This is a genomic window from Streptomyces sp. NPDC048192 (assembly GCF_043202415.1).
Classification (GTDB): Bacteria; Actinomycetota; Actinomycetes; order Streptomycetales; family Streptomycetaceae; genus Streptomyces.
On the sequence record NZ_JBIDAL010000016.1, the window covers coordinates 1 to 26,004 of the forward strand.

The 26,004-nt window shown below is 71.5% G+C and carries 19 protein-coding genes, 1 tRNA gene and 1 pseudogene; 10 read left to right on the forward strand and 11 right to left on the reverse strand.

All coding sequences use genetic code 11. The features are described from left to right. Positions 1-376: 376 nt before the first annotated feature. The 5 genes and pseudogenes from ACGFZN_RS30155 to ACGFZN_RS30175 form a co-directional block, all read right to left on the reverse strand. On the reverse strand, positions 377-979 hold the full coding sequence (locus tag ACGFZN_RS30155; RefSeq protein WP_393861617.1) for a hypothetical protein: 603 nt from the start codon (positions 977-979) through the stop codon (positions 377-379). Positions 980-990: 11 nt separating this feature from the next. Then, a complete protein-coding gene (locus ACGFZN_RS30160) occupies positions 991-3,540 on the reverse strand; it encodes an RHS repeat-associated core domain-containing protein (RefSeq protein WP_393861618.1) in 2,550 nt (849 codons plus the stop codon). Continuing rightward, a complete protein-coding gene (locus ACGFZN_RS30165) occupies positions 3,500-4,090 on the reverse strand; it encodes a hypothetical protein (RefSeq protein ID WP_393861781.1) in 591 nt (196 codons plus the stop codon). The genes ACGFZN_RS30160 and ACGFZN_RS30165 overlap by 41 nt, the downstream gene beginning before the upstream one ends. Before the next feature lie 6 nt (positions 4,091-4,096). Continuing rightward, positions 4,097-4,440, reverse strand: a pseudogene (locus tag ACGFZN_RS30170) (transposase); the annotation flags it as partial. 37 nt (positions 4,441-4,477) lie between these two features. Then, positions 4,478-5,014, reverse strand: a complete 537-nt coding sequence (locus ACGFZN_RS30175) for an SMI1/KNR4 family protein (protein ID WP_393861773.1) — start codon at positions 5,012-5,014, stop codon at positions 4,478-4,480. Between the two features lie 38 nt (positions 5,015-5,052). Here ACGFZN_RS30175 and ACGFZN_RS30180 point away from each other — a divergent pair, with 38 nt between their 5' ends. After that, positions 5,053-5,334 (forward strand): hypothetical protein, encoded by a 282-nt coding sequence (locus tag ACGFZN_RS30180; RefSeq protein ID WP_393861619.1) that lies wholly within the window; start codon positions 5,053-5,055, stop codon positions 5,332-5,334. A gap of 524 nt (positions 5,335-5,858) precedes the next feature. Here the strand turns inward: ACGFZN_RS30180 and ACGFZN_RS30185 are convergent. From ACGFZN_RS30185 to sucC, 4 genes are all read right to left on the reverse strand, one after another. Next, positions 5,859-5,943: transfer RNA gene (locus ACGFZN_RS30185), tRNA-Leu, on the reverse strand. A gap of 178 nt (positions 5,944-6,121) precedes the next feature. Continuing rightward, complete coding sequence (locus ACGFZN_RS30190) at positions 6,122-7,702, reverse strand: aldehyde dehydrogenase family protein (protein ID WP_393861620.1); 1,581 nt, start codon at positions 7,700-7,702, stop codon at positions 6,122-6,124. Positions 7,703-7,872: 170 nt separating this feature from the next. After that, positions 7,873-8,754: a succinate--CoA ligase subunit alpha gene (sucD, locus tag ACGFZN_RS30195; RefSeq protein ID WP_393861621.1), complete on the reverse strand. Its 882-nt coding sequence runs from the start codon at positions 8,752-8,754 to the stop codon at positions 7,873-7,875. 11 nt (positions 8,755-8,765) lie between these two features. Then, the gene (gene sucC, locus ACGFZN_RS30200; protein WP_393861622.1) at positions 8,766-9,896 is read right to left on the reverse strand and encodes an ADP-forming succinate--CoA ligase subunit beta; all 1,131 of its coding nucleotides are present in this window, start codon (positions 9,894-9,896) and stop codon (positions 8,766-8,768) included. Between the two features lie 291 nt (positions 9,897-10,187). On the opposite strand from sucC, the gene ACGFZN_RS30205 reads away from it, so the two are divergent. The 5 genes from ACGFZN_RS30205 to ACGFZN_RS30225 all read left to right on the forward strand — a co-directional run bounded on the left by ACGFZN_RS30205 (position 10,188) and on the right by ACGFZN_RS30225 (position 18,256). Then, positions 10,188-11,870, forward strand: a complete 1,683-nt coding sequence (locus tag ACGFZN_RS30205) for a thiamine pyrophosphate-binding protein (RefSeq protein ID WP_393861623.1) — start codon at positions 10,188-10,190, stop codon at positions 11,868-11,870. Positions 11,871-11,881: 11 nt separating this feature from the next. Next, positions 11,882-13,111 carry a formyl-CoA transferase gene (gene frc / locus ACGFZN_RS30210; protein WP_393861624.1) on the forward strand — a complete coding sequence of 410 codons (1,230 nt, stop codon included), beginning with the start codon at positions 11,882-11,884 and terminating at the stop codon, positions 13,109-13,111. Positions 13,112-13,115: 4 nt separating this feature from the next. Then, positions 13,116-15,248, forward strand: a complete 2,133-nt coding sequence (locus ACGFZN_RS30215; RefSeq protein WP_393861625.1) for an acetate--CoA ligase family protein — start codon at positions 13,116-13,118, stop codon at positions 15,246-15,248. A gap of 229 nt (positions 15,249-15,477) precedes the next feature. Further along, positions 15,478-16,842 (forward strand): MFS transporter, encoded by a 1,365-nt coding sequence (locus ACGFZN_RS30220; RefSeq protein WP_393861626.1) that lies wholly within the window; start codon positions 15,478-15,480, stop codon positions 16,840-16,842. Between the two features lies 1 nt (position 16,843). Further along, positions 16,844-18,256: an OFA family MFS transporter gene (locus ACGFZN_RS30225; protein WP_393861627.1), complete on the forward strand. Its 1,413-nt coding sequence runs from the start codon at positions 16,844-16,846 to the stop codon at positions 18,254-18,256. 99 nt (positions 18,257-18,355) lie between these two features. On the opposite strand, the gene ACGFZN_RS30230 is transcribed toward ACGFZN_RS30225, so the two are convergent. Next, on the reverse strand, positions 18,356-19,033 hold the full coding sequence (locus ACGFZN_RS30230) for a GntR family transcriptional regulator (RefSeq protein WP_393861628.1): 678 nt from the start codon (positions 19,031-19,033) through the stop codon (positions 18,356-18,358). A gap of 120 nt (positions 19,034-19,153) precedes the next feature. Next, a complete protein-coding gene (locus ACGFZN_RS30235; RefSeq protein WP_393861629.1) occupies positions 19,154-20,101 on the reverse strand; it encodes a beta-ketoacyl-ACP synthase III in 948 nt (315 codons plus the stop codon). Between the two features lie 308 nt (positions 20,102-20,409). Between ACGFZN_RS30235 and ACGFZN_RS30240 the strand changes: the two genes are divergently transcribed. Genes ACGFZN_RS30240 through ACGFZN_RS30255 form a run of 4 tightly spaced genes read left to right on the forward strand, consistent with a single transcriptional unit; the run spans position 20,410 to position 26,004 of the window. Continuing rightward, entirely contained in the window at positions 20,410-21,381 is a 972-nt protein-coding gene (locus ACGFZN_RS30240; protein WP_393861630.1) for a 2-dehydropantoate 2-reductase, read from the forward strand. Between the two features lie 23 nt (positions 21,382-21,404). Beyond that, positions 21,405-23,324, forward strand: a complete 1,920-nt coding sequence (locus ACGFZN_RS30245) for a molybdopterin oxidoreductase family protein (RefSeq protein WP_393861631.1) — start codon at positions 21,405-21,407, stop codon at positions 23,322-23,324. A 5-nt stretch (positions 23,325-23,329) separates the two neighbouring features. Further along, positions 23,330-25,147, forward strand: a complete 1,818-nt coding sequence (locus ACGFZN_RS30250; protein WP_393861632.1) for an NADH-ubiquinone oxidoreductase-F iron-sulfur binding region domain-containing protein — start codon at positions 23,330-23,332, stop codon at positions 25,145-25,147. Further along, positions 25,144-26,004: a 2Fe-2S iron-sulfur cluster-binding protein gene (locus tag ACGFZN_RS30255; protein ID WP_393861633.1), complete on the forward strand. Its 861-nt coding sequence runs from the start codon at positions 25,144-25,146 to the stop codon at positions 26,002-26,004. Before ACGFZN_RS30250 ends, ACGFZN_RS30255 begins: the two co-directional genes overlap by 4 nt.

Sequence of the window (26,004 nt, forward strand, 5' to 3'; positions counted from 1 at the left end):
CACGATGATCCCGCCAGCGACCACCCCGCTTCGGCGTGCGGTCCGGGAGTAACGGCTCGATCCGCGCCCACTGCGCATCTGTTAACGGCACACCCGGACCAACGACCGACTGATCCAAACGAAACTGCCTAGGCCGATCAGTGCCGAAGAGGCCTCAGCATGCCCAGGCGTTGCAACTCCAGGATGTGTTCGGCTGCACGTCGCGGTGCTTCCCCGCCGGTGATCAGCACACCGCCTTGATGTTGCGCCGAGCGGCGGACTCGGTCAGACCGACTCGGCGGAACCCTTCACGAGTACCAACATGCCGCGTGGCCAGGCCGGATGATGTACCGGCACGCGCGCCTCTGCCTTCTGCGACGGCCCGGGGTACCTCCCCTTACTGCACCAGGTGTGCGATGTCCGACACCAGGAACTCCCCGAAGCCGAGCGATTCGCCGAGGGCGGAGATGCGCTCGTGGAGTTCCCGGTCGATGGTGACGTCGGACACCGACAGGACCCGCAGGGTGAAGCGGAGCGCGAGCTCGGGCGAGCACAGGCGCGCGCAGGACGCCAGGGCGCTCGTCACCGCGTCGTCCACTGCATACCGGCCCAGCGAGCCGATGACCTCGAGCACGCCGGTCAGCTGAGCGGAACCGGGGTCGACGTCCACGGGGCTCAGCCCGGGCGAGGGCTTTCCGCTCAGCCACAGGCGGCATTCCGCGTCGACGGCCCGCATCCATTCGGTACCCGACTCGGCGGAACCAGGGAATGCGAAACCTCCGTCGACGCTGGCCGTCCAGAGTGTCTCCACGTGCTCGTCCGACATTTTCTCGCCTGCGCAGGCGGCGTCTCTGCCGAGAATTTCCACAGCCCGCGGATCCTGCCCCTCCCACAGATAGGCGCGCAGTACGTCCCGCGGCGTCCCGGTGTTCGTCCAGTCCTGATGGAAGCGGCTCGTCAGGGCGGTGATTCCATAGTCGAACTCGGTGAACCTGGGCAATGTCGTCCCCATCATCTTGGATAGGCCGTCTTGACTATATATCCGCCCGGTGCCCCTGGTTGCCGCTGCAGCACGACGGTATACGAGTTACCCGTCTGCGTGATGCTGCCGTCGGCATGCGCCGCCCAACCGAGGGGATTGTTGGCGCCGAAACGGCCGGTGAGCGGTAGCTCCTGGTCCGTACCCTTTCTGAGCCAGTTGGCGATCCGGCGTGGGTTTCCCGCGATCGCGTAGTCGACGACCTGCTGTGCGGTCTGCTGGTCGTGGAAGACTCCGTTCGGACCGCCCTTCTGCTGAGCCAGCTCCCGGGCACGTTGCGGCGAGACGTTCACGTGCTCGTCAAGGGTGTGTGCGAGGCGCGGGTTCCTCTGCCTGGCGTCTTCGAGGTTTCCCGGCCGGCAGGTCAGTCCGAGGATGTCGCCGAACGTGTTCGGGTCGTCGACATAGGCATAGGGGTGCGGGGAGGGGGAGATGCCGAGCGGGTCGGGACTGCAGTACCGCCCGGTCTCCGGGTCGTAGTACCGGAAGTAGTTGTAGTGCAGGCCGGTCTCCCGGTCGGCGTACTGGCCAGGGAAGCGGAGCGGGCAGGCGGTCTCGTCATTGCTCTCGGGGCTCTCGGGGGCCGGCAGTTCCACGCCCCACAGAGTGCTGCGGTGCTGCCAGGCCAGGTCACCGCCGGCGGTGACGAGTTCCGTCGGCGTGCCGATGGGATCGGTGATGACGGCGTGGAACCGGGGCACGCGGTCGGCGTCGTCGTCCACGGCCAGCTGCGCCAGCAGGGAGACGCCCGGCTCGCGGACGAGGGGGCGGTGGTCGGTCTGGGTGACGGGGCGATGCGTGCCGGGGGCGTAGTCCCAGGTGCTGACCCGGCCGGTGGCGGTGCGTTGTTCGGCGAGACATGTGCCGTCCCAGACGAAGTCGGTGCGGTCGATCGCCGAGCCGTCGTCCGTCAGACGCTGTTTGGACGTGCGGCGGCCGAGCGGATCGTAGGTGTAACGCCAGGTCTCGCCCTGTGGTGTCTCGACGGTGCTGAGACGGTCCTCGGCGTTCCACGTGTAGGCCCACACCCGCTTCTGGCCATTGAGGAGCCTGTGGGTACGGCGGACGAGACGTCCCTGCGCGTCGTGCCGGTAGGTGGTGCGGTCGGCCCGGCGGATGAGGGTGCCGTCGAAAGTGCGCTCGCCGGGAGATGCGTGGCCCGGTGCGGCGATCCGGGCGAGGTTGCCGATGGTGTCGTAGGCGTAGGTCTCGCTCCAGCCGTGGGCGCTCACCGCCGTGACGCGCCCCGCGGCGTCGAGGTGGTAGCGCCGGGTGCCGGAGGCGAGGTCGCGGCTCTCGGTCAGACGGCCGTCCGCCCGGTAGGTGTAGGTGCGGTGCTGAAGCAGCCCTACGGCCGGGTTCGCCGCCGGGGTTCCCACGCCCGTCCTCGCGGACTGTGCGGTGAGGCGGTCCACCGCGTCCCATGTCTGGAGGAGCGTGGCCCCGTCACCCAGCCGGCGCTCGGTCTCGCGTCCGGCAGAGTCGTAGGCGAAGGTCAGGGATCCACCATCGACGTCCAGCCCCACCGGACGTCCCGCAGGATCGTAGGTCCACGTCGACGTCAGCCCGGACGGGGTGGTGCGCCGGGTGCGGCGGCCCAGGAGGTCGTACGCGTAGGTCGTCGTCCGGCCGTTGACCCGCTCCGAGAGTAACCGGCCCCGTGCGTCGTAAGCGCAGACGATGTCGGCATCTGCGTTGACCGCGCGTAAAATCTGGCCGGACGGCGCGTACGTGTAGCTGGTCGCCTCTCCCGCCGTGGATCGCCGCTCGGTGACTCGACCGAGCATGTCACGGGTGAAGTGGAGTGTCTGCCCCTCGCCGTTGCTGCGGGCCGCCAGGTTGCCGGCGGCGTCGTAGCCGTAGGACATGGTACGACCGTCGTAGTCAGTCTCGGTGGTGAGGCGGCCCACCTCGTCGTAGACGTAGGTCCAGCTTCGCCCCTGCGGATTCACGACCGCGGTGAGTCTCAGCTCGGTGTCGTGGGTGAAGGTGTACACGCCGCCGTCGGGGCCGGTGCGGGTGACCGGGGCGCCGAAGTGGTTGACGGTGTGGCGGGTTGTGCGGCCCACCGCGTCGGTGTGCGAAAGCAGGTTGCCTTCGCCGTCCCAGACCCACGACTCCCGGCTTCCATCCGCGCGAACGCGCCACTCTGCCCTGCCTTCGACGGTCCAGCCGGTGCGGGTGGTGTGACCGAGCGGATCTGTCACCTCCACCGCACGTCCGAAGGCGTCACGCCGGACGGTGGTCGTCGCGCCCAGCTCGTCCTGAAAGGCGACGGGCAGCCCTGCCGCGTTCGGTGTGAGGCGCACGGTGTGCCCGAGGGCGTCGGTGACGGCGGTGGTGTGGCCCCTCTCGTCGTAGCCGTAGCGCGTTTCGGCGCCGAGCGGGTCGGTGGTGGTGAGAAGGTTGCCGCGGTCGTCGTAGGTGTGGCGCCAGACGGCGCCGCCGGGTTCGGTGATCTCGACGGGCAGGTGCTGGGCGTTAACCAGGGTGCCGTCCTCCCCCCAGGTCCTTCTCCACACGGACCGTGGCACGGGTCGGTCGAGCGCCGATCCGGTGCTCCAGCAAGCGGGCCTGGACGAGACGGGGTTCCACCTCTGCGCAGCGGACGAGTATATCGGCCGGCGCCTTGTCGTCGGGGGCCAGGTTGCCCTCACCGTCGATCGCTGTGCCGCCCAGCACGATGCCCGAGGCGGTGAGCAGCCATTGGACGGCGTTCCATGCCTTGTCCAGCGACAAGACGGCCCGGAACTTCTCGCTCAGGAGCAGGAACCATCCGCCGATGCCCGAGTACAGGATCGCCTGCCAGATCCCTCTGGCGGCCGAGTCCGAGGCGCCGACCGTCTCTTCGGACATGTGGCAGGAGGCGTCGTAACCGGTGACGGTGAACTGCGGGAAGATCGCCGAAAGGGGAAGCACGAGGAACAGAAAGCCGGTGCCGAAGGCGTGTCCGCCGAAGAAGCCGGTGTTGTCGATGCGCTGGGTGAAAACCTCCGAGACGCCGGCGTGGTGCTGGGGTACGAAGACCAGGATCGCGGTGATCGCGGCGACCCCGCAGACGTGCCACCACACAACCAGTCCGGTCCGCTGCTGTCGGTCGCGGTGACCGACCTGGTCGGACGGCTGTGGAATGACGGCACGGATCCCGTGGCGCCGGAGATGCCCACGGATCGCACGGGGCACATACGGGCGAGGCGCCAGGACGGCTACCGGTCGAGTTCTCGGTCTCCCTCGTCCTGGTTCGGAACGAGCCGAGCTCGTCCGGCAGGTCTCACCAAGGCGGGCAGGCGCGGTACTGCCCAGCGGTGGCCTCCAGAGTGCGGTGCTGGTCGGCCCATCGCCGCCCGCGGGCTGGATCGGCCGGCATCGGCGGCTCGATCCGGTCCCTACATCGCATCGGTGAGCGGTAACCGAACAGGCACATCCGATCCACTGATCACTCTGTCCAGGAGACACGTTCTAGATGCCGCGGGCGGGGCGGAACTCGTGCTGGGGCAACGGGAACTTGTCCCACAGGATTTCCGAGTGGATCTCGCCACTGAGGACTGCGGTGAGGAAACGGGTCACGGTCATGTCGTACCGTTCCCAGTCCTCTCCGGACTCATCATTGACCATGATGGTACGGCTGTCTGGGTCGTCGCCGGGTTGCACGAGCCAGTACAGGTACTCTCCGTTGTCTGTGGTTGCCCAGCAGATCAGAGGAGCGCCGTCGTTTTCCAGTTCGGCCGGTTTGTCCTCGTACTGCCACAGCGACTCGTTGGCCTCGTCCCGCTCTGCAGAGATCTTGAGCTGGTTATAGACATCATTGGGGCAGCCGGGCTCCAGGAGCAGCAGGTATCCATCGACGAGGCCGCCCCCGTACGCGTTGACGAGTTCTTTGTAGTCCGCGGGCAGCGCGGTCTGCATTGTTGCTTCGGCGGCCTCCCAGTCGGGACTCGGCTCTGGTGCGGTGGGCCGGGGCAGGAGCTCGGTGAGCCGGTTCAGCTCGGGGTTTATCGGTACGCAGTTCCTTTCTTCAGCGCTTGCGGTTACAGATGGTGGGCAACGCGCCGGAGAAGAGAGAGTTCCGCTACGCCATGATGGCCGCGTTCCCGGGCCATGGCCATGGCGACCTCGCCGGCGTCTACCGCGCGGTCTGCCTCGGCATGATCATTCACACCCAGGGCGGCGAACCCGGCCCGGCCGCCCTGCGTGCCATCCAGCCGGCCTTCGAACGCGGCCTGGTCAAAGACCTGTTCTGCGCCGACCCGGGCATCATCCAGGTCAAGCCTCACAACTGCATCTGCAGTTGCTCAAACTCGGCCTCAACGCGGTGAAGCACTACAGAGCGGCAACGGCAGCCTCAAGAAGTCCGCCCTCGACAGCATCGACAATCTCCAGCTCCGCTTGCCGCACGGACGCGTCGCACAGACCCTGCTCAACGCCGTCATCTTCGTGGCGAACCTCAGAGCCATCCGACGGTTCCTCCGCGACCAGGGCATCCAGCCCTGCAAAGCCAGCACGCAGACCGCCGCAACCCAACCCGGCGAGCCCTCCGACCCACCCCAGGCGCGACCGCTTCCGACCGAGCAGGTCGATCCTCCGCCACGTGAGTGACACACCCCCGCAGCGCTCCGCCCCCTCAAAACCCCACATGCCTGCGCCACGGCCACCAGCCGTCGCACAGACATGTCCTGTTTCCGCAGATGAGAGGCGCAGCACTGGGACCGCCACCGCACCGACCCCTCACCGAGCCGATCACGAGGACAGAAGGCCCAGAAACGACGAAATACCGGCGAGTCACATAACTCGACCGGTATTTCGTGAACGCTTCGGGACGATCTCGTGACGTCCCAGCGAGTGTCCGAGGGGGGACTTGAACCCCCACGCCCGATAAAGGGCACTAGCACCTCAAGCTAGCGCGTCTGCCATTCCGCCACCCGGACTAGGTGTGTGCCGCCTGGCGGGGGTGGTTCCCCGTGGCGACAGGGACAACAATACCAAGGTTTCGGAGTGCGTTTCACCTGCGTATTCCGTCCTGTGGGCGGGCGGCCCGCGGGGAGCGGGCCGCCCGCCCGGGTGGGAGTGTACGGACGGCGAGAGGGCGTGTGCGTGCCGTGAGGGTCATGGCATGAGCTGGTACTCCGGGAAGTTCCCGGGCGGCCGCTCGCCCGCCGGGCCCTGGGTCACGGCGCGTACGAGGAGGTCGCCGCCGACGAAGGCGCCGCGCCAGGAGGCGCCGAAGCCGCCGAACTGTTCGTCGCGGTCGCCGCGGGAGCGGGGGACGCCGTGGCCGGTCTTGAAGGCGCGGATCTGCGGGGCGAGCCGGTCGTAGGCGGCCCGGTCGTCGGTGGAGAGGGTGGCGACGAGCGCGCCGTTGGAGGCGTTCATGGCAGCGAGCAGCTCGGCCTCGGTGTCGACCAGGACGATCGTGTCGACCGGGCCGAAGGGTTCGGCGTGGTGGAGGGGGGAGGACGGCGGCGGGTTCAGCAGGGTGACCGGGTGGACGTAGGCGGAGGTGTCCTGGCCGGGCAGGAAGCGCGCGTCGTCGGGGCGGCCCCGGTACAGCGGTACGGCGCCCCGGTCGACGGCCTCGGCGACCTGGTCGGTGAGCTCCTTGGCCTTGGCCGCGTTGATCAGCGGGCCGAAGTCCAGCTCGGGGAGGGGGTCGGCCGGGTCGGCGACGGCGAGGGGGTGGCCGACGCGGACGGAGCGGACTGCGGGGAGGTAGGCGGCGAGGAACGCGTCGAACAGGGACCGCTGCACGACGAAGCGCGGGTAGGCGGTACAGCGCTGCTTTCCGTAGTCGAAGAGCTTGGGGATCACGGCGGTCAGCCGCTCCCAGCCGGAGAACTCCCAGATGCCCCAAGTGTTCAGGCCCTCCTGTTCCAGGATGTGCCGTTTGCCCAGGCCTGCGACCGCGGTGGCGACGTCGGCGCCGGTGTCGCGGCCGCCGACGAAGGACACGCAGCCGATCTCCGGCGCCCGCACCAGCGCCTGGTTCAGCTCGCGGCCGCTGCCGCCGACCAGGGTGACCGGCACCCCCTCGCGGGCGGCCAGCGCCATGGCGAGGGTGAGGCAGGCCACGCCGCCGTCGGTCGGGGTCTTGGCGATCACGGCGTTGCCCGCCAGCGCCTGGACGAGGGCGGCGTGCACGAGCACGCTCATCGGGTAGTTCCAGCTGGCGATGTTGGAGACCGGTCCGTCCAGCGGGGTCCGGCCGGCGAGCATGGGCTCGATGCCGTCGACGTACCAGCGCACGCCGTCGATCGCCCGGTCCACGTCGGCGAGGGCCAGCCGCCACGGCTTGCCGATCTCCCAGACGAGCAGCAGGGCGAGCAGGTCGCGGTGGGCGGCGAGCGCGTCCAGGGCGGCGGCGATGCGCGCCCGCCGCTCGGGCAGCGGGACGTGCCGCCAGGCCCGGTGCTGGTCGAGGGCGGCGTGCACGGCCCGCTGGGCGGTGTCGCCGTCGAGGCGCGGGGCGCCGGCGATCGGGGTGCCGTCGACCGGCGTGGTCGCGGGGACCGTGCGGCCGTCGGGCCGCCAGGCGGCGCCCCACAGGGTGAGGACGCGGTCGTCCCGGAAGGCCTCGGGCGCGGCGGCGAGGCAGCGCCGCCAGGCGTCGGGGTAGGCCGTGCCGGGTTTCAGGAGGGTGGGGGCAGTCGCAGGGGTCGGCAGCGGGTACGGGGTGAGGGTGGGTGGCATGCGTCGGCTCCGCTCTCGGTGCACGGTCGGGGCGGGTGGGGCATGTTTGTTCCGGAACTGGGGGCGGTTCGGTGGGCGCCGGTGCCGCGCGGGCGGCGAAGGCCGGCCAGTGGGTGTGTCCGGTGTCAGCTGGTGCGCAGGGTGTCCAGGACCAGCCTGTGTGTCCGGTGTCAGCCGGTGCGCAGGGTGTCCAGAACCAGTCGGGCCGTCTCGGTGGGGGTGCGGCCGACGCGGACTCCGGCCGCTTCAAGCGCCTGCTGCTTGGCGCGGGCGGTGCCGGCGGAGCCGGAGACGATCGCTCCGGCGTGGCCCATGGTGCGGCCCTCGGGCGCGGTGAAACCGGCGATGTAGCCGACGACCGGTTTGGTGACGTGGTCGCGGATGTAGGCGGCGGCGCGTTCCTCGGCGTCGCCGCCGATCTCCCCGATGAGGACGACCAGTTCGGTCTCGGGGTCGTCCTGGAAGGCGGCGAGGCAGTCGATGTGGCTGGTGCCGGTCACGGGGTCGCCGCCGATGCCGACGCAGGTGGAGAAGCCGGTGTCGCGCAGCTCGTGCATCAGCTGGTACGTCAGCGTGCCCGACTTGGAGACCAGGCCGATGGGGCCCGGCTTGGTGATGTCGGCGGGGATGATGCCCACGTCGCTCTGGCCGGGGGTGATCAGTCCGGGGCAGTTGGGCCCGATGATCCGGGTGCCGGTGCGGCGCGCGTGCGCGGTGAAGGCGACGGTGTCGTGCACGGGGATGCCCTCGGTGATGACGACGGCGAGGGGGATGCGGGCGTCGGCGGCCTCCAGGACGGCGGACCTGGCGAACGCGGGCGGTACGAAGACGACGGTGACGTCGGCTCCGGTCGCGCGCATGGCGTCGGCGACCGAGCCGAAGACGGGTACGGCCCGCCCGTCGAAGGCGACGCTCTGGCCGGCCTTGCGCGGGTTGACCCCGCCGACCACGTCCGTGCCGGCCGCGAGCATGCGCCGGGTGTGCTTCATGCCCTCGGCGCCGGTCATGCCCTGGACGAGGACCTTGCTCTCCTTGGTCACGTAGATCGCCATGCCGGGGCTCCTCAGGCGGTGTGGGCGAGTTCGGCGGCGCGGCGGGCGGCGCCGTCCATGCTGGTGGCCTGTTCGACGAGCGGGTGGGCGCGCTCGGCGAGGACGGCGCGTCCGCGCGCGGCGTTGTTGCCGTCGAGGCGGACGACGAGCGGCTTGGTGAGGCGGACCCGGTCGACCGCGGCCACGATCCCGTCGGCGACCGCGTCGCAGGCGGTGATCCCGCCGAAGACGTTGACGAACACGGACTTCACCGCCGGGTCGGACAGGATCACCGACAGCCCGTCGGCCATCACGCGGGCGGAGGCTCCGCCTCCGATGTCGAGGAAGTTGGCGGGGCGGGCGCCGCAGCCGGCGACGACGTCGAGGGTGGACATGACCAGGCCCGCGCCGTTGCCGATGACGCCGACCTCGCCGTCGAGCTTGACGTAGGTGAGGCCGCGCTCGGCGGCGGCCGCCTCCAGCGGGTTCCGGTGTTCCTCGTCCTGGGCGCCCCAACGGGCCTGGCGGAAGCGGGCGTTGTCGTCCAGGGTGACCTTGCCGTCGATGGCGAGGATGCCCCCCTGTGCGGTGCGGACCAGCGGGTTGACCTCGACGAGCAGCGCGTCCTCGCGGACCAGCACCTGCCACAGCCGTACGAGGACGTCGGCGGTCCGCGCCGGCAGCCCGGCCGCGCTCGCGATCTCGCCGGCCTTGGCGGAGGTGACGCCCTCGGCCCGGTCGACGGGGATCCGCGCCACCGCTTCCGGCCGGGTCGCGGCGACCTCCTCGATCTCCATGCCGCCCTCTGCGGAGGCGATGGCGAGGAAGCCGCCCGAGGCGCGGTCGAGGACGTAGGAGACGTAGAACTCCTCCGCGATGTCGACCGGTTCGGCCAGCATGACCGTGCCGACGCGGTGGCCGCCTATGTCCATGCCGAGGATCTGCCGTGCCGTGAGTTCGGCCGCGGCGGGGTCGGGGGCGAGTCTGACGCCGCCCGCCTTCCCCCGTCCGCCGGTCTTCACCTGGGCCTTGACTACGGCCCGGCCGCCGAGCCGGCGGGCGATCTCGCGGGCCTGCTGCGGCGAGTCGGTGATCTCGGCCCGGGGCACGGGGATGCCGTGCTCCGCGAAGAGCTGCCGTGCCTGGTGTTCGTACAGGTCCATGTGCGGCTCCTGTCCGGCGGGTCGTCACGGCGCCCGTGACGCCTGCGCTGGTGTGGGTGGGTCACCGCCGGGCCGGTGACGGAGAGTTGGCCGGTTCCCGGCGACCGAAAAGTGTGTCCGCCCCCTGGACACCACCCACCGGGATGGGGGATAACAAGCTTCATACAGTATTCGTCGACTGTATGCAATCTACCGCATACAGCATGCCGATACGTGCACACCGCATGCCGTGGTGCGCATACAGGACACCGCGAGCCGCCCAACCCCCTACGAAAGGGACAGGACTCCGCCATGCCCGACGACACCCAGGACGTGATCTCCGGTGGTCATCTCGTTGCCAAGGCGCTGAAGGCCGAGGGGGTCGACCGCATCTACACCCTGTGCGGCGGCCACATCATCGACATCTACGACGGCTGCGTCGACGAGGGCATAGAAGTCGTCGACGTGCGCCACGAGCAGGTCGCCGCGCACGCCGCCGACGGCTACGCCCGGATCACCGGCAGGCCGGGCTGCGCGGTGGTCACCGCCGGCCCCGGCACCACCGACGCCGTCACCGGGGTCGCCAACGCCTTCCGCGCGGAGTCCCCCATGCTGCTGATCGGCGGTCAGGGCGCGCTCACCCAGCACAAGATGGGGTCGCTGCAGGACCTGCCGCACGTCGACATGATGACGCCGATCACCAAGTTCGCGGCGACCGTACCGGACACCGCCCGCGCCGCGGACATGGTGTCGATGGCGTTCCGCGAGTGCTACCACGGCGCGCCCGGCCCCTCCTTCCTGGAGATCCCGCGCGACGTCCTGGACGCGAAGGTGCCGGCCGCGAAGGCCCGGATCCCGAAGGCGGGCGCCTACCGGGCCTCCACCCGCTCGGCCGGCGACCCCGAGGCGGTCGAGAAGCTCGCCGACCTGCTGGTGCACGCCGAGAAGCCGGCGATCCTGCTGGGCAGCCAGGTGTGGACGACGCGCGGCACCGAGGCCGCCGTCGAGCTGGTGCGCACCCTGAACATCCCGGCGTACATGAACGGCGCCGGACGCGGCACCCTCCCGCCCGGCGACCCGCACCACTTCCAGCTCTCGCGGCGGTACGCCTTCTCCAACGCGGACGTCATCGTGATCGTCGGCACGCCCTTCGACTTCCGCATGGGCTACGGCAAGCGCCTGTCCCCCGACGCGACGGTCGTGCAGATCGACCTGGACTACCGGACGGTGGGCAAGAACCGCGACATCGACCTCGGGATCGTCGGCGACGCCGGCCTGGTCCTGAAGTCCGTCACCGAGGCGGCCTCGGGACGGATCAACGGCGGGGCCGCCCGGCGCAAGGAGTGGCTGGAGGAGCTGCGGGCCGCCGAGCAGACCGCGATCGACAAGCGGCTGCCGCAGCTGCGGTCGGACGCGTCGCCCATCCACCCGTACCGCCTGGTCAGCGAGATCAACGACTTCCTCACCGAGGACTCGGTCTACATCGGCGACGGCGGCGACATCGTCACCTTCTCCGGCCAGGTCGTCCAGCCCAAGTCGCCCGGCCACTGGATGGACCCGGGCCCGCTCGGCACCCTCGGCGTCGGCGTGCCCTTCGTGCTGGCCGCCAAGCAGGCCCGCCCGGACAAGGAGGTCGTCGCGCTCTTCGGCGACGGCGCGTTCTCCCTGACCGGCTGGGACTTCGAGACGCTGGTCCGCTACGACCTGCCGTTCGTCGGCATCGTCGGCAACAACTCCTCGATGAACCAGATCCGTTACGGCCAGGCCGCCAAGTACGGCAGGGAGCGCGAGCGGGTCGGCAACACCCTCGGCGACGTGCCGTACGACAGGTTCGCGCAGATGCTCGGCGGTTACGGCGAGGAGGTCCGCGACCCCGCCGACATCGGCCCCGCGCTGCGCCGGGCCCGCGAGTCGGGCAAGCCGTCGCTGATCAACGTCTGGGTCGACCCGGACGCGTACGCCCCCGGAACCATGAACCAGACCATGTACAAGTGAGGAGGCCCGACATGACCAAGGCCCTCGACGGCATCCGCGTCCTGGACATGACGCACGTCCAGTCCGGTCCCTCCGCCACCCAGCTGCTGGCCTGGCTCGGCGCCGACGTCGTCAAACTCGAGGCCCCCAGCGGGGACATCACGCGCCGGCAGCTGCGCGACCTGCCGGACGTCGACTCCCTCTACTTCACGATGCTGAACTGCAACAAGCGCAGCATCACCCTGAACACCAAGACCGAGCGCGGCAAGGAGATCCTGACCGAGCTGATCCGGCGCAGTGACGTCATGGTGGAGAACTTCGGGCCGGGCGCGGTCGACCGGATGGGGTTCACCTGGGAGCGCATCCGGGAGATCAACCCGCGGATCGTGTACGCGTCCATCAAGGGCTTCGGCGAGGGGCCGTACACCGGCTTCAAGGCGTACGAGGTCGTCGCGCAGGCCATGGGCGGGTCGATGGCGACCACCGGTTTCGAGGACGGGCCGCCGCTGGCGACGGGCGCGCAGATCGGCGACTCGGGCACGGGCGTGCACGCGGTGGCCGGGATCCTGGCGGCGCTGTTCCAGCGGGAGCGCACCGGGCGCGGTCAGCGCGTCAACGTCGCCATGCAGCACGCGGTGCTCAACCTGTGCCGGGTGAAGCTGCGCGACCAGCAGCGCCTGGCGCACGGCCCGCTCGCGGAGTACCCCAACGAGGACTTCGGCGACGAGGTGCCGCGCTCCGGCAACGCCTCCGGCGGCGGTCAGCCCGGCTGGGCGGTCAAGTGCGCGCCGGGCGGCCCGAACGACTACGTGTACGTCATCGTCCAGCCGGTCGGCTGGAAGCCGATCACCGAGCTGATCGGCCGGCCGGAACTCGCCGACGACCCCGAGTGGGCGACCCCCGAGGCCCGGCTGCCGAAGCTGAACAAGATGTTCCAGCTGATCGAGGAGTGGTCGTCCACCCTGCCCAAGTGGGAGGTGCTGGAGCGGCTGAACGCGCACGACATCCCGTGCGGGCCGATCCTGTCCACCAAGGAGATCATCGAGGATCCCTCGCTCGCGGCCAACGAGATGGTGGTGCGCGTCCCGCACCCCGAGCGCGGCGAGTTCATCACGGTCGGCAGCCCGCTGAAGCTGTCCGACTCGCCCGTGGAGGTGACCGGTTCACCGCTGCTGGGCGAGCACAACGAAGAGGTCTACGTCGGCGAACTCGGGCTCGGTGACGAGGAGTTGCGCCTGCTGAAGTCGAACGGGGTGATCTGACGTGATGGCGGAGGACCGTGAGCTGAGGGTGCGTGCCCTCCTCGACGCCGTGCGCGCCGAGGGCCGTACCGCGCTCACCGCGCCCGAGGGCAAGGTGATCGCCGACGCGTACGGGATCGCCGTGCCGGGCGAGGCGCTGGCGAGGGACGTGGACGAGGCGGTGGCCGCGGCGGCCAGGTTCGGCGGGCCGGTGGTGATGAAGATCGTCTCGCCGGACATCCTGCACAAGACCGACGCCGGCGGTGTCGTGGTGGGCGTGGAGGGCGCGGCGGACGTCCGGGCCGCGTTCTGCCGGATCATCGGCAACGCCCGCGCCTACGACGCCGCGGCGCGGATCGAGGGCGTACAGGTGCAGGAGCTGCTGCCCGAGGGACAGGAGGTCATCGTCGGCGCGGTCACCGACCCGACGTTCGGGAAGGTGGTGGCGTTCGGGCTCGGCGGGGTGCTGGTCGAGGTGCTGAAGGACGTGACGTTCCGGCTGGCGCCGGTCACGGCCGACGAGGCGCTGTCGATGCTGGACTCCATCCGGTCGGCGGAGATCCTGCGCGGGGTGCGCGGGCAGGCCGGCGTGGACCGCTGGGCGGTCGCCGAGCAGATCCGCCGGGTGTCCCAGCTCGTCGCGGACTTCCCGGAGATCGCCGAGGTCGACCTCAACCCGGTGATCGCGACACCGCACGGGGCGACGGCCGCCGACATCCGGGTGATCCTCGGCGAGAGGCAGCCGGCGCCGAGGAGGACGTACACGCGCGAGGAGATCCTCACCTCCATGCGCCGGCTGATGCAGCCGTCCTCGGTCGCCGTCATCGGCGCCTCCAACGAGGCCGGAAAGATCGGCAACTCGGTGATGCGCAACCTCGTCGACGGCGGTTTCTCCGGGGAGATCCATCCGGTGAACCCCAAGGCCGATGACATCCTGGGCCGCAAGGCGTACAAGAGTGTCACGGACGTTCCCGGTGAGGTGGATGTGGCCGTCTTCGCCATTCCCGCCCGGTTCGTGGCCGCCGCGCTGGAGGAGGTGGGACGGAGGAAGATCCCCAACGCCGTGCTCATCCCGTCCGGCTTCGCGGAGACCGGCGAGCACGAACTCCAGGCGGAGATCGTCCGGATCGCCGAACGGCACGGCGTCCGCCTGCTCGGCCCCAACATCTACGGCTACTACTCCACCTGGCAGGACCTGTGCGCGACGTTCTGCACGCCGTACGACGTCAAGGGCGGTGTGGCGCTGACCTCGCAGTCCGGCGGCATCGGCATGGCGATCCTCGGCTTCGCCCGCGCCACGAAGACGGGTGTGTCGGCGATCGTCGGCCTCGGCAACAAGTCGGACCTGGACGAGGACGACCTGCTGACCTGGTTCGGGGAGGACCCGCACACCGAGTGCATCGCCATGCACCTGGAAGACCTCAAGGACGGGCGGGCGTTCGTGGCGGCGGCGCGGGCGACCGTGCCGAAGAAGCCGGTCGTGGTGCTCAAGGCGGGCCGTACGGCGGCGGGCGCGAAGGCGGCCGGCTCGCACACGGGCGCGCTCGCGGGAGACGACGCGGTGTACGACGACATCCTGCGGCAGGCCGGTGTCATCCGGGCGCCGGGGTTGAACGACATGCTGGAGTACGCCCGCGCCCTGCCCGTGCTGCCCGCCCCGAAGGGCGACAACGTCGTGATCATCACCGGTGCGGGCGGCAGCGGGGTGCTGCTGTCGGACGCCGTGACGGACAACGGGCTGTCGCTGATGGAGATCCCACCGGACCTGGACGAGGCGTTCCGCCGGTTCATCCCGCCGTTCGGCGCGGCCGGCAACCCGGTCGACATCACCGGGGGCGAGCCGCCGTCGACGTACGAGGCGACGATCCGGCTGGGCCTGGAGGACCCGCGGATCCATGCGCTGGTGCTCGGCTACTGGCACACCATCGTCACCCCGCCGATGGTCTTCGCGGAGCTGACGGCGCGCGTGGTCGCCGAGTTCCGCGAGCGCGGGATCGAGAAGCCGGTCGTGGCGTCCCTCGCGGGCGACGTGGAGGTCGAGGAGGCCTGCCAGTACCTGTTCGAGCGGGGGGTCGTGGCCTACCCGTACACGACCGAGAAGCCGGTGGCCGTGCTGGGCGCGAAGTACCGGTGGGCGCGGGCGGCGGGGCTGCTGTGACGGCGAGGGCACGGACGGCTGCGGCCGAAGCTCCGGGGGGTGTCCTCCGGGCGGGGCACCGGCCGGAGGGCGCGGGCGGCCGGACCGCCGGGGGGCGGTTCATGGGCTGAGTGACGGCGAGGGGCCGGCGGGCGGTGCGCGCCGGCCGGCCCCGGGACCCGCGCGCGCACGAAAGGCAATGGACAGGGGGCGCTGGCCAGATCTTTCGACGCAAGGGGTGCACATCGCGATGGTGACCATCGATCCCCCCGCCTCCGTGCTGTGCAGGGAGGTGAGGGACCGCAGGGGCCGCGTGTACCGGGTCGGTGAGAGCGACGCCGATCTGCTGGGCCGTGGCCGGATCTGGATGGCCGTTCTGCCCTGGGCGGGCATGGCGGGCACCGGCTGGGCCGCGTGCGCGTTCTTCGCCGCGCGGGTCGGTCTCGGTGCCGGCCACCGGTGGGACGGGGACCTGTACTGGCCGGCCGGACTGTGGGCGCTCGCCCAGGCGGCCGTCGCCGTTCCGGCGGGGCGGCTGCGGGAGAGCGGCCGGCTCCCCGCCCGCCGGGCCATGGCGGCCGGGGCGCTCGGCACCCTCACCGGGTACCTGGTGCTCGCCCTCGCCCCGCAACGGGCCGTGGCGCGGCTGGTGTTCGCGGTGTGCGCCGGCGCCGGGGCCGGGCTGGTGCACACGACCTGTCTGACGCTGCCGGGCCGCTGGTGGCCCGAACGCCGGGGCGGCCCCACGGCGGTGGTGGCGAGCGGCCTCGCCCTCGGCGCCGTACCGTTTCTCTTCCGTCCGGTCGTGGACGCCGACCCGCGGCTGCTGCTCGCGGTGGCGGGCGGCGCCGCGTCCCTGGTGGTGGCGGGCGCCGGCGGGTTCTTCCGGGATCCGCCGCGGAACTGGTGGCCGCCACGTCCCGGCCCGCTGTCCGTGCCGGCGGACCCCGCCGCCCGCCGTGCCCTCGAGAAGAACCCGCCCGCCGTACGCCACCGCACGCTTCACCAGGCCGCGCGCACCCGGGCGTTGTGGCTGCTGTGGCTGTGCCTGCTCGGCGCGGCCGGGGCCGCGGTGCTCGGCATGGCCGTGCAGGAGCGGTACGGCGGGCGGCCGGGCGTGTCCGCCGAGGCGCTGCGGGCGGCGGTCGTGGCGGGCTGCGCCGCGGCGGTTCCGGCCGGCGCGCTGTCGGACCGGTCGGGGCGGCGCGGCACGCTGGTCGCGGCCTGTGCGCTGCTGGGCGCCGCACAGTTCGGCGCCCTCGCCGCGGTCCGCGCGGGGAGCGGTGCGCTGCTCCTCGGGTGCGCGGCGGTCACCGCGGCCGCGGGCACGGCGGTGCCGGTGCTGGGCACCGCGCTGGCCGCGGACCACTTCGGTGAGAACCACCTTCCGAGCGTCCACGGACTGCTCACCGGCGCCTGGCTCCTGCCGGTCGCCGTGGCGTGCGGCACGGGTGGCGCCGGGTACGCCGCCCGGTTCCCGCACACCGCGTTCCTCCTGGCGGGCTGCACCGGGCTCGCCTGCGCCGCAGTGGCGCTGTTCCTCCGGGCGCCGGGCAGGCAGAGCGTCCGGCGCATCGTCCCCAATCCCCACCCCCTCGGCGAGGAGATGGCCTGACATGACGGCTGATCCGGCAACACGGAAGACACCGGCCGATCCCGGCGCGGCGAACCGCTCGTACCGCGAAGTCACCGACTCCCGGGGGCGGGTCTACCGCGTCGGTGAGACGGACCGCGACATCCTCGGCCACTCGCGCAGGCTCATGGTGTACCTGCCATGGGTGTCGATGATGGCCATCAGCGTCTCGGAGTACGCCTACGGCTCCGCCGAGGACACCCTGTCCGACGCGCACGGCTGGACCCAGTCCAACACCTTCTGGATCCTCAGCGTCTGGGTGTTCTTCCAGGCCGGCATCGCCTTCCCGGCGGGCTGGCTGCGCGAGCGGGGCATCCTGACCGCGCGCCGGGCGATGTACACCGGCGCCGCGATGTGTCTGCTGGGCTTCCTGGCGCTGTCCCACCTGGACAACGTGTTCCTGGCGATCCTCGGTTTCGGTGTCGTCGGCGGTGTCGGCTCCGGGCTGATCTACGCGACCTGCATCAACATGGTCGGCAAGTGGTTCCCGGAGCGGCGCGGCGCGAAGACCGGCTTCGTCAACGGCGGCTTCGCCTACGGTTCGCTGCCGTTCATCTTCATCTTCAACTACGCCTTCGACACCGGAAACTACGACGAGGTGCTCGATCTGATCGGCCTGTACGTGCTGATCGTCGTCGCGGTGTGCGCGTGGTTCTTCAAGGACCCGCCGAAGAACTGGTGGCCGGCCGACGTCGACCCGCTGTCGTTCGCGGGCAACGGCAAGAGTGCCGCGAGCCTGGCCAAGAACCCGCCCGCGGTACGGCAGTTCACCCCGAAGGAGGCCATCAGGACCGGCATGCTGCCGCTGATGTGGGTCAGCATCGTCCTGACCGCCGGTGTGTCGATCTTCGGTATATCCTTCCAGGTCGACTACGCCAAGGAGATCGGTTTCGGGCCGCTGGTCGCGGCGTCCTCGATGGGCGTCATGGCGGTCGTCAACGGCGTCGGGCGGGCCGTCGTCGGCTGGCTGTCGGACCTGTGGGGCCGCAAGACGTCGCTGGTGTTCGTCATCGTGGTGCTGGGTCTGGCCCAGTTCGGCGTCATCTGGGCCGGTGACATCAAGAGCGAGTGGCTGTTCCTGTTCTTCGCCTTCGTCTCCGGCTTCGGCGGCGGCGCGTTCTACCCGATGTTCGCGGCGCTGACCCCGGACTACTTCGGCGAGAACTACAACGCCACCAACTACGGCCTGGTGTACAGCGGCAAGCTGGTCAGCGGTCTGTTCGGCGGCGGCCTCGGCTCCATGGTGGTCGGCGCCTGGGGCTACGACGGCGCCTACGCGCTGGCCGGCGGGGTGTCGATGGTCGCGGCGGCGATCGCGCTGCTGCTGCGCCAGCCCGGCCGGGACAGGGCCGGCGGCAAGGCCGTCACGGCGCCGAGGACCCAGCCGACGGCCTGAGCAGGGCCCTGGGGCGTCCCCGGGGTGTTCCCCCTTGCGGCGATCCGCTCGCGGTCCGCCGCAGGGGGAACACCCGCGTGCGCGCTGTGCGCCCGGCCGTCAGGCGCCGCCGCGCTCGTGGTAGGAGCGGCGGGTGTGTTCGGTGTGGATGCGCATCAGCGTGGCGGCCCGCTCCTGGTTCCCGTCGGCGATGGCGGAGATCAGCTCGCGGTGCTCGATCCACGACTGGCGGCCGCGCTGCCGGGCCACCGGGGTGTAGTACCAGCGGACCCGGCGGTCGACCTGGGCGGCGAGTTCGGCGAGGACCGCGTTGCCGGCCAGTTCCATGATCTTGGCGTGGAAGGCCGCGTTGAGGGCGACGGCGCGGTCCACGTCGTCGGCGGCGACGGCCCTCTCGCCCTCGGTGCACAGCTCCACCAGCGCACCGGTCTTCTCGGCGGTGGCGTCGGCGGCGGCCAGCCGGGCGGCCTCCGCCTCCAGCAGGGTGCGCACCGTGAGCAGCTGGTCGGCCTCCTGGGCCGTCGGCTCGTGCACGAACGCGCCCTGCGCGGGCCGCAGATCGACCCAGCCCTCGGTGTTGAGCCGCTGCAGCGCCTCGCGCACCGGCTGCCGGGACACGCCCAGGTGTCCGGCGAGTTCGCTCTCGACCAGGTGCTGGCCGGGCTGCAGCGCGCGGGTGGTGATGAGCTCCAGCAGCGCCTCGTAGACACGCTCGCGCAGCGGACCGGGGCGTTCCAGCCTGGGCACGGCCCCCTGCGGCAGTCCGGTCGACAACATCGCGGTCCCCCTCATGGGCACGGTCGGGCGTGTGCACGCTGGACCCTCAGTATGGATTGTCTTTTGTCTACAGTCTACCGTGCACAAAATCCCTCGCCCCGGTGCGGCCCTTCCGCAGCGTCACGGGCAGCGTACGACCTGCCCGGCGTACGACAGGTTGCCGCCGAAGCCGAACAGCAGCACCGGGTCGCCCGTGCCGAGCGCCCCCCGTTCGACGAGCTTGGAGAAGGCGAGCGGGATGCTCGCGGCGGAGGTGTTGCCGGATTCGGTGACATCGCGGGCGACGACCGCGTTGACGGCGCCGAGCTTCTCGGCGAGCGGTTCGATGATGCGCAGGTTGGCCTGGTGCAGGACGACCCCGGCGAGTTCCCCCGGCGCCACGCCGCCCTTCTCGCACGCCTCGCGGGCGATGGCGGGCAGCCGGGTGGTGGCCCAGCGGTAGACGCTCTGCCCCTCCTGCGCGAACCGCGGCGGGGTGCCCTCGATCCGCACCGCGTGCCCCATCTCCGGCACCGATCCCCACAGCACCGGCCCGATCCCCGGCTCCTGCCCCGGCGGACACGCCTCGACGACGGCGGCGCCCGCCCCGTCGCCCACCAGGACGCAGGTGCTGCGGTCGCTCCAGTCGGTGACGTCGGACATCTTGTCGGCGCCGATGACGAGCGCGCGCCGCGCGGCGCCGGCCCGGACGGCGTGGTCGGCGGTGGCCAGGGCGTGCGTGAACCCGGCGCACACCACGTTGACGTCCATCGCGGCGGGCCCCGGGACGCCGAGCCGGGCGGCGACGCGGGCGGCGGTGTTCGGGGAGCGGTCGATCGCCGTGGAGGTGGCGACGAGGACCAGGTCGATGTCGCCGGGGGTCAGACCGGCACCGGCCAGGGCCTTGGCCGCGGCGTGCGCGGCGAGTTCGTCGACCGGCTCGTCGGGGCCGGCGATGTGCCGGGTCCGGATGCCGACGCGGCTGCGGATCCACTCGTCGCTGGTGTCGACCATGCCGGCCAGGTCCTCGTTGGTGAGCACCCGGGCGGGCTGGTAATGGCCGATGGCGGCGATGCGCGAGCCGTTCATGGCGGGGATCCCCCTCGTTGCCGTGGTAGCGGGACCCACCAGTCTGATCAGTGACCCACCGGTACGACGGCAGCCGAAGCCACAGGAATCGGGCGCCGGGATTGTCGGCTCCGGTCAGGCGGATGGACGTCCGAGCACTTCGGCCGCGCGGTCACGGACTTGCGCGCGGACCCTTGTCGACCCAATCTCCATACTGTAGACAATATTTCGTCGACAGGATTCAGCTGACCATGCTCGTCGGCGGCCCTCCTTCTCCTTCCTCCGCTCTCCTTCCTCCGCGGTATCCCTCGACCGAACGGAGTGCTCCCGTGAAAGTTGCAGTTCTCGGCGCCGGCGCCATCGGTGCCTACGTCGGCGCCGCGCTCCACCGCGCCGGCGCCGATGTGCATCTCATCGCCCGTGGACCGCATCTGGCGGCCATGAGGCAGCACGGAGTGCGCGTGCTCAGCCCGCGCGGCGACTTCACCGCGCACCCCCACGCCACCGACGACCCGAGCGAGGTCGGTCCGGCGGACTACGTCTTCCTCGGCCTGAAGGCCAACGCGTACGCGGCGTGCGGGCCGCTGATCGCGCCGCTGCTGCACGAGCGCACCGCCGTGGTCGCCGCGCAGAACGGCATCCCCTGGTGGTACTTCCACCGCCACGGCGGCCCCTACGACGGCCACCGCCTCGAAAGCGTCGATCCGGACGGTGCGGTCAGCCGGGTCCTCGCCCCCGAGCGGGCCGTCGGCTGTGTCGTCTACGCCGCCACCGAACTCCAGGGCCCCGGCGTCGTACGGCACTTGGAGGGCACCCGGTTCTCCGTCGGCGAGCCCGACCGGAGCGTCTCCGCGCGCTGCCTGGACTTCAGCGAGGCCATGCGGACCGGCGGGCTGAAGTGCCCGGTGGAGAAGGAGCTGCGCGCGGACATCTGGGTCAAGCTGCTCGGGAACATCTCCTTCAACCCGATCAGCGCCCTGGCCCGCGCCACCATGCGGCAGATGTGCCGGCACGGCGGCACCCGCCGGGTCATCGAGACGATGATGCGCGAGACGCTCGCGGTCGCCGAGGCCCTCGGCTGCACGGTCGGCGTCTCCGTCGAACGCCGCCTCGCGGGCGCCGAACGCGTCGGCGACCACCGCACCTCCACCCTCCAGGACCTGGAGCGCGGCAAGCCGCTGGAACTGGACGTGCTGCTCGCGGCCGTCGTCGAACTCGCGGAGATCACCGGCGTCGAGGTGCCCACCCTGCGCACCGTGCACGCCATCTCGGACCTGCTCGCACTGAGGAGCGCCGCATGAGGAACGTGCCTGAGGAGCGCCGCATGAGCACACGGCGGCCGAAGACCTACACGCGGCTGACCCACCCGCTGGTGCGGGACGGCCGTGACGCACCGCTGAGGCGGGCGAGCTGGGAGGAGGCGCTGGACCGGGCGGCCCGGGGCCTGGCGCGCAACCGGGGCGCGTTCGGGATGTTCTCCTGCTCCCGCGCCACCAACGAGATGAACTACGTGGCGCAGAAGTTCGCCCGGGTCGTCATGGGCACCCACAACGTCGACTCCTGCAACCGCACCTGCCACGCGCCGAGCGTGGCGGGCCTGTCGGCGGCGTTCGGCTCCGGCGGCGGCACCTCGTCGTACGAGGAGGTCGAGCACACGGACGTCATCGTGATGTGGGGGTCCAACGCCCGTTTCGCGCACCCGATCTTCTTCCAGCACGTGCTGAAGGGGATCAGGAACGGCGCCCGGATGTACGCCGTCGACCCGCGCCGCACCTCCACCGCCGAGTGGGCGGAGAGCTGGCTCGGGCTGAACGTCGGCACCGACATCCCGATGGCGCACGCGATCGGCCGCGAGATCATCCACGCGGGGCTGGCCAACGAGGCGTTCATCGAGCGGGCGACCACCGGCTTCGAGGAGTACCGCGAACTGGTCGAGCCGTGGACGCTGTCGCTCACCGAGAAGGTGACCGGCGTACCCGCCCGTGCCGTACAGGAGCTGGCGCACGCGTACGCCCGCGCCGAGCGCGCCCAGCTGTGCTGGACGCTCGGCATCACCGAGCACCACAACGGCACCGACAACGTGCGCGCGCTGATCAACCTGGCGCTCCTCACCGGCCACGTCGGCCGCTACGGCTCCGGGTTGCAGCCGCTGCGCGGGCAGAACAACGTGCAGGGCGGCGGCGACATGGGCGCGATCCCCAACCGGCTGCCCGGCTTCCAGGACATCCTCGACCCGGACGTGCGGCTGAGGTTCGAGTCGGCGTGGGACACGGTCATCGAGCCGCACCACGGACTGAACCTGACCGAGATGTTCGAGGCGATGGAGGACGGCGGCCTGCGGGCCGTGTACTGCGTCGGGGAGAACCCGGCGCAGTCGGAGGCCGACAGCGAGCAGGCCGTACGGCGGCTGAGGGCGCTGGACTTCCTCGTGGTGCAGGACATCTTCCTGACGAAGACGGCCGAGCTGGCGGACGTGGTGCTGCCGGCCACCGCCGGATGGGCGGAGACCGAGGGCACGACCACGAACAGCGAGCGCCGGGTGCAGCGGGTGCGGCGGGCCGTCGCGCCGCCCGGCGAGGCCCGCGACGACATCGACATCATCTGCGCGCTGGCGGCCCGGCTGGGCCACGACTGGAAGTACCCGGACGCCGAGGCGGTCTGGAACGAGCTGCGGTCGGTGTCCCCGGACCACTACGGGATGACGTACGAGCGGCTGGAGGAGCACCGGGGCATCCAGTGGCCCTGCCCGAGCACCGACCGGCTGGAACCGACGTACCTGCACGGCCGGTTGTGGGAGGCGGACCCGGCGCGCCGGGGCCGGCCCGCGCCGTTCGGGCTGGTGCAGCACGATCCGCCGGTGGACCTCACCGACGAGGAGTACCCGATCCGGCTGACCACGGGCCGGCGCCTGGACTCGTACAACACCGGTGTGCAGAGCGGCGGTTTCGCCTCGCCGCTGCGCCGCGGCGAGTACGTCGAGCTGTGCCCGGAGGACGCCGAGCACCTCGGCGTGGTGGTCGGCGAACAGGTGCGGGTCGTCTCGCGGCGCGGGGCGGTGGTGGCGCCGGTGTGGATCGATCCCGCGCTGCGGCCCGGCCTGGCCTTCATGACCATGCACTTCCCCGACGAGGTGGACACCAACCGGCTGACGATCGAGGCGAACTGCCCGATCGCGGGGACGGCGGAGTTCAAGGCGTCGGCGATCCGCATCGAGAAGCTGCCCGCAGTGACCTGGGTGAGGTGACGTGAGTGGACCTGCACTTCGGCGACGGCAAGCCGACGGACGAGGAACGCGCCGCGGTGGACGCCCTGCTGGGCCCGCCGGAGTCCTCCTGGGAGGGCGCCGACCGCTCGGACGGCGACCTCAGGTGGGCGCGCGGCGGCCGGGCGGCCCGCGACCGGCGCGATCTGCTGCTGCCGGGGCTGCACGCCCTGAACGACCGGGTCGGCTGGATCAGCGAGGGCGGCCTCGGCTATCTGTGCCGCCGGCTGACCGTGCCGCCGGCCGAGGCGTACGGGGTCGCCACCTTCTACGCCATGTTCTCCGTCAGGCCGCGCCCGGCGACCGTGCTGCACGTGTGCACCGACCTGGCCTGCACCGCCGCCGGGGCCGGTGAGCTGTGCGCGGGTCTGGAGGAGCGCGCGGGCAGCGGGGTCCGCGTCGAACGCGGCCCCTGCCTGGGCCTGTGCGAGCGGGCTCCGGCCGCCCTCGCGGTCCGGGCGGGCGATCCGGTGCGTACGGCGGTGGCGGCGCCGGCGACCGTCGAGGAGGCGGTGCGCGCGGCGGACGCGCCCGACGCGGCGCCCGAGGAGCCGCCGGCCGTCCTGGCCGTGCCCCAGGCCGGCCAGGACGGCCTCCTCCTGCTCGCCCGGGTGGGCGTCGTCGACCCGGCCTCCCTGGACGACTACCGCGCGCACGGCGGGTACGCGGCCCTGCGCCGGGCCTTCGAACTGGGGCCCGCCGGGGTGATCCGCGAGGTCACCGACTCGGGCCTGGCCGGCCGGGGCGGGGCCGCGTTCCCCACCGGCCGCAAGTGGCAGGCCACGGCGTCGCAGCCCGAGCACCCGCACTACCTCGTCTGCAACGCCGACGAATCCGAGCCGGGCACCTTCAAGGACCGCGTGCTCATGGAGGGCGATCCCTACGCGCTGGTCGAGGCGATGACCATCGCGGGGTACGCGACCGGCGCCCACAAGGGCTACCTGTATCTGCGCGGCGAGTACCCGCGCGCGCTGCGCCGCATGGAGCACGCGATCGCGCAGGCACACGCGCGCGGCCTGCTCGGGGACGACGTGCTCGGGCAGGGCTACGCCTTCGACATCGAGATCCGGCGGGGCGCGGGGGCGTACATCTGCGGGGAGGAGACGGCCCTGTTCAACTCCATCGAGGGCTACCGGGGCGAGCCGCGCTCCAAGCCGCCGTTCCCGGTGGAGAAGGGGCTGTTCGGCAGGCCGACGGCCGAGAACAACGTGGAGACGCTGGTCAACGTCCTGCCGGTCCTGACGATGGGCGCCCCGGCGTACGCGGCGATCGGCACCGAGCGCTCCACCGGGCCGAAGCTGTTCTGCGTCTCCGGCAGCGTGGGGCGGCCCGGCGTGTACGAGCTGCCGTTCGGGGCCACGCTCGGTGAACTGCTGCGGCTGGCCGGGGTGCGCCAGGGGCTGCGCGCGGTGCTGCTCGGCGGCGCGGCGGGCTCCTTCGTACGGCCCGACGAGCTGGACGTCCCGCTCACCTTCGAGGGCACCCGGGAGGCGGGCGCCACGCTCGGCTCGGGGGTGGTGATGGCCTTCGACTCCTCGGTGCCGCTGCCCCGGCTGCTGCTGAGGATCGCCGAGTTCTTCCGGGAGGAGTCCTGCGGGCAGTGCGTGCCGTGCCGGGTCGGGACCGTCCGGCAGGAGGAGGCGCTGCGCCGGATCGCCGAGCGCACCGGGGCCGCGGCCGCCGACGACATCACGCTGCTGCGGGAGGTCGGCCGGGCCATGCGGGACGCCTCGATCTGCGGTCTGGGGCAGACCGCGTGGAACGCCGTGGAATCCGCCATCGACCGTCTGGGGGCGTACGCATGACCGTCACACCGCTCGGCATCCCGCGCCGGATGCTTCAGTTCACCGTCGACGGCGAGCCGGTCCGGGCGCCGGAGGGCTCGACGATCCTGGACGCCTGCCGGGCGGCGGGCAAGGACATCCCGACGCTGTGCGAGGGCGACACGCTGCGCCCGAAGAACGCCTGCCGGGTGTGCGTGGTGGAGGTCGAGGGCTCCCGGACCCTGGTGCCGGCCTGCTCGCGCAGGGCCGAGCCGGGAATGGTGGTGCGCACCGGCACCGAGCGCGCCCGGCACAGCCGGAAGATCGTCCTGGAGCTGCTCGCCTCCAGTGTCGACTTGTCGACCACACCCAGGGCCGCCGAGTGGATCAAGGAGTACGAGGCGAAGCCGGACAGGTTCGGCCCCGACGCGGCGCGCGTGAACGAGGAACCGAGGATCGACAACGAGCTGTATGTGCGCGACTACGGCAAGTGCATCCTGTGCTACAAGTGCGTCGACGCCTGCGGCGACCAGTGGCAGAACACCTTCGCGATCTCGGTCGCCGGGCGCGGCTTCGACGCCCGGATCGCCGTCGAGCACGACGCGCCGCTGCCCGACTCGGCGTGCGTGTACTGCGGGAACTGCGTCGAGGTGTGCCCGACGGGCGCGCTGGTGCCGAAGACGGAGTACGACATGCGGGCGGCGGGCACCTGGGACGAGGCACGGCAGACGCGGACGTCCACGGTGTGCGCGTACTGCGGGGTGGGCTGCACGCTCACGCTCCACGTGCAGGACAATGAGATCGTGAAGGTCACCTCGCCGCACGACAACCCGGTGACCCACGGCAATCTCTGCATCAAGGGCCGTTTCGGCTACCAGCACGTACAGAACCGGGGCTGA

Excerpts from the sequence above, each read along its gene's own strand:
- ACGFZN_RS30180 (WP_393861619.1), top strand. The coding sequence starts at position 5,053 with ATGGTGGGCAACGCGCCGGAGAAGAGAGAGTTCCGCTACGCCATGATG.
- ACGFZN_RS30190 (WP_393861620.1), bottom strand. The coding sequence starts at position 7,702 with ATGCCACCCACCCTCACCCCGTACCCGCTGCCGACCCCTGCGACTGCC.
- sucD (WP_393861621.1), bottom strand. The coding sequence starts at position 8,754 with ATGGCGATCTACGTGACCAAGGAGAGCAAGGTCCTCGTCCAGGGCATG.
- sucC (WP_393861622.1), bottom strand. The coding sequence starts at position 9,896 with ATGGACCTGTACGAACACCAGGCACGGCAGCTCTTCGCGGAGCACGGC.
- ACGFZN_RS30205 (WP_393861623.1), top strand. The coding sequence starts at position 10,188 with ATGCCCGACGACACCCAGGACGTGATCTCCGGTGGTCATCTCGTTGCC.
- frc (WP_393861624.1), top strand. The coding sequence starts at position 11,882 with ATGACCAAGGCCCTCGACGGCATCCGCGTCCTGGACATGACGCACGTC.
- ACGFZN_RS30215 (WP_393861625.1), top strand. The coding sequence starts at position 13,116 with ATGGCGGAGGACCGTGAGCTGAGGGTGCGTGCCCTCCTCGACGCCGTG.
- ACGFZN_RS30220 (WP_393861626.1), top strand. The coding sequence starts at position 15,478 with ATGGTGACCATCGATCCCCCCGCCTCCGTGCTGTGCAGGGAGGTGAGG.
- ACGFZN_RS30225 (WP_393861627.1), top strand. The coding sequence starts at position 16,844 with ATGACGGCTGATCCGGCAACACGGAAGACACCGGCCGATCCCGGCGCG.
- ACGFZN_RS30230 (WP_393861628.1), bottom strand. The coding sequence starts at position 19,033 with ATGTTGTCGACCGGACTGCCGCAGGGGGCCGTGCCCAGGCTGGAACGC.
- ACGFZN_RS30235 (WP_393861629.1), bottom strand. The coding sequence starts at position 20,101 with ATGAACGGCTCGCGCATCGCCGCCATCGGCCATTACCAGCCCGCCCGG.
- ACGFZN_RS30245 (WP_393861631.1), top strand. The coding sequence starts at position 21,405 with ATGAGCACACGGCGGCCGAAGACCTACACGCGGCTGACCCACCCGCTG.
- ACGFZN_RS30255 (WP_393861633.1), top strand. The coding sequence starts at position 25,144 with ATGACCGTCACACCGCTCGGCATCCCGCGCCGGATGCTTCAGTTCACC.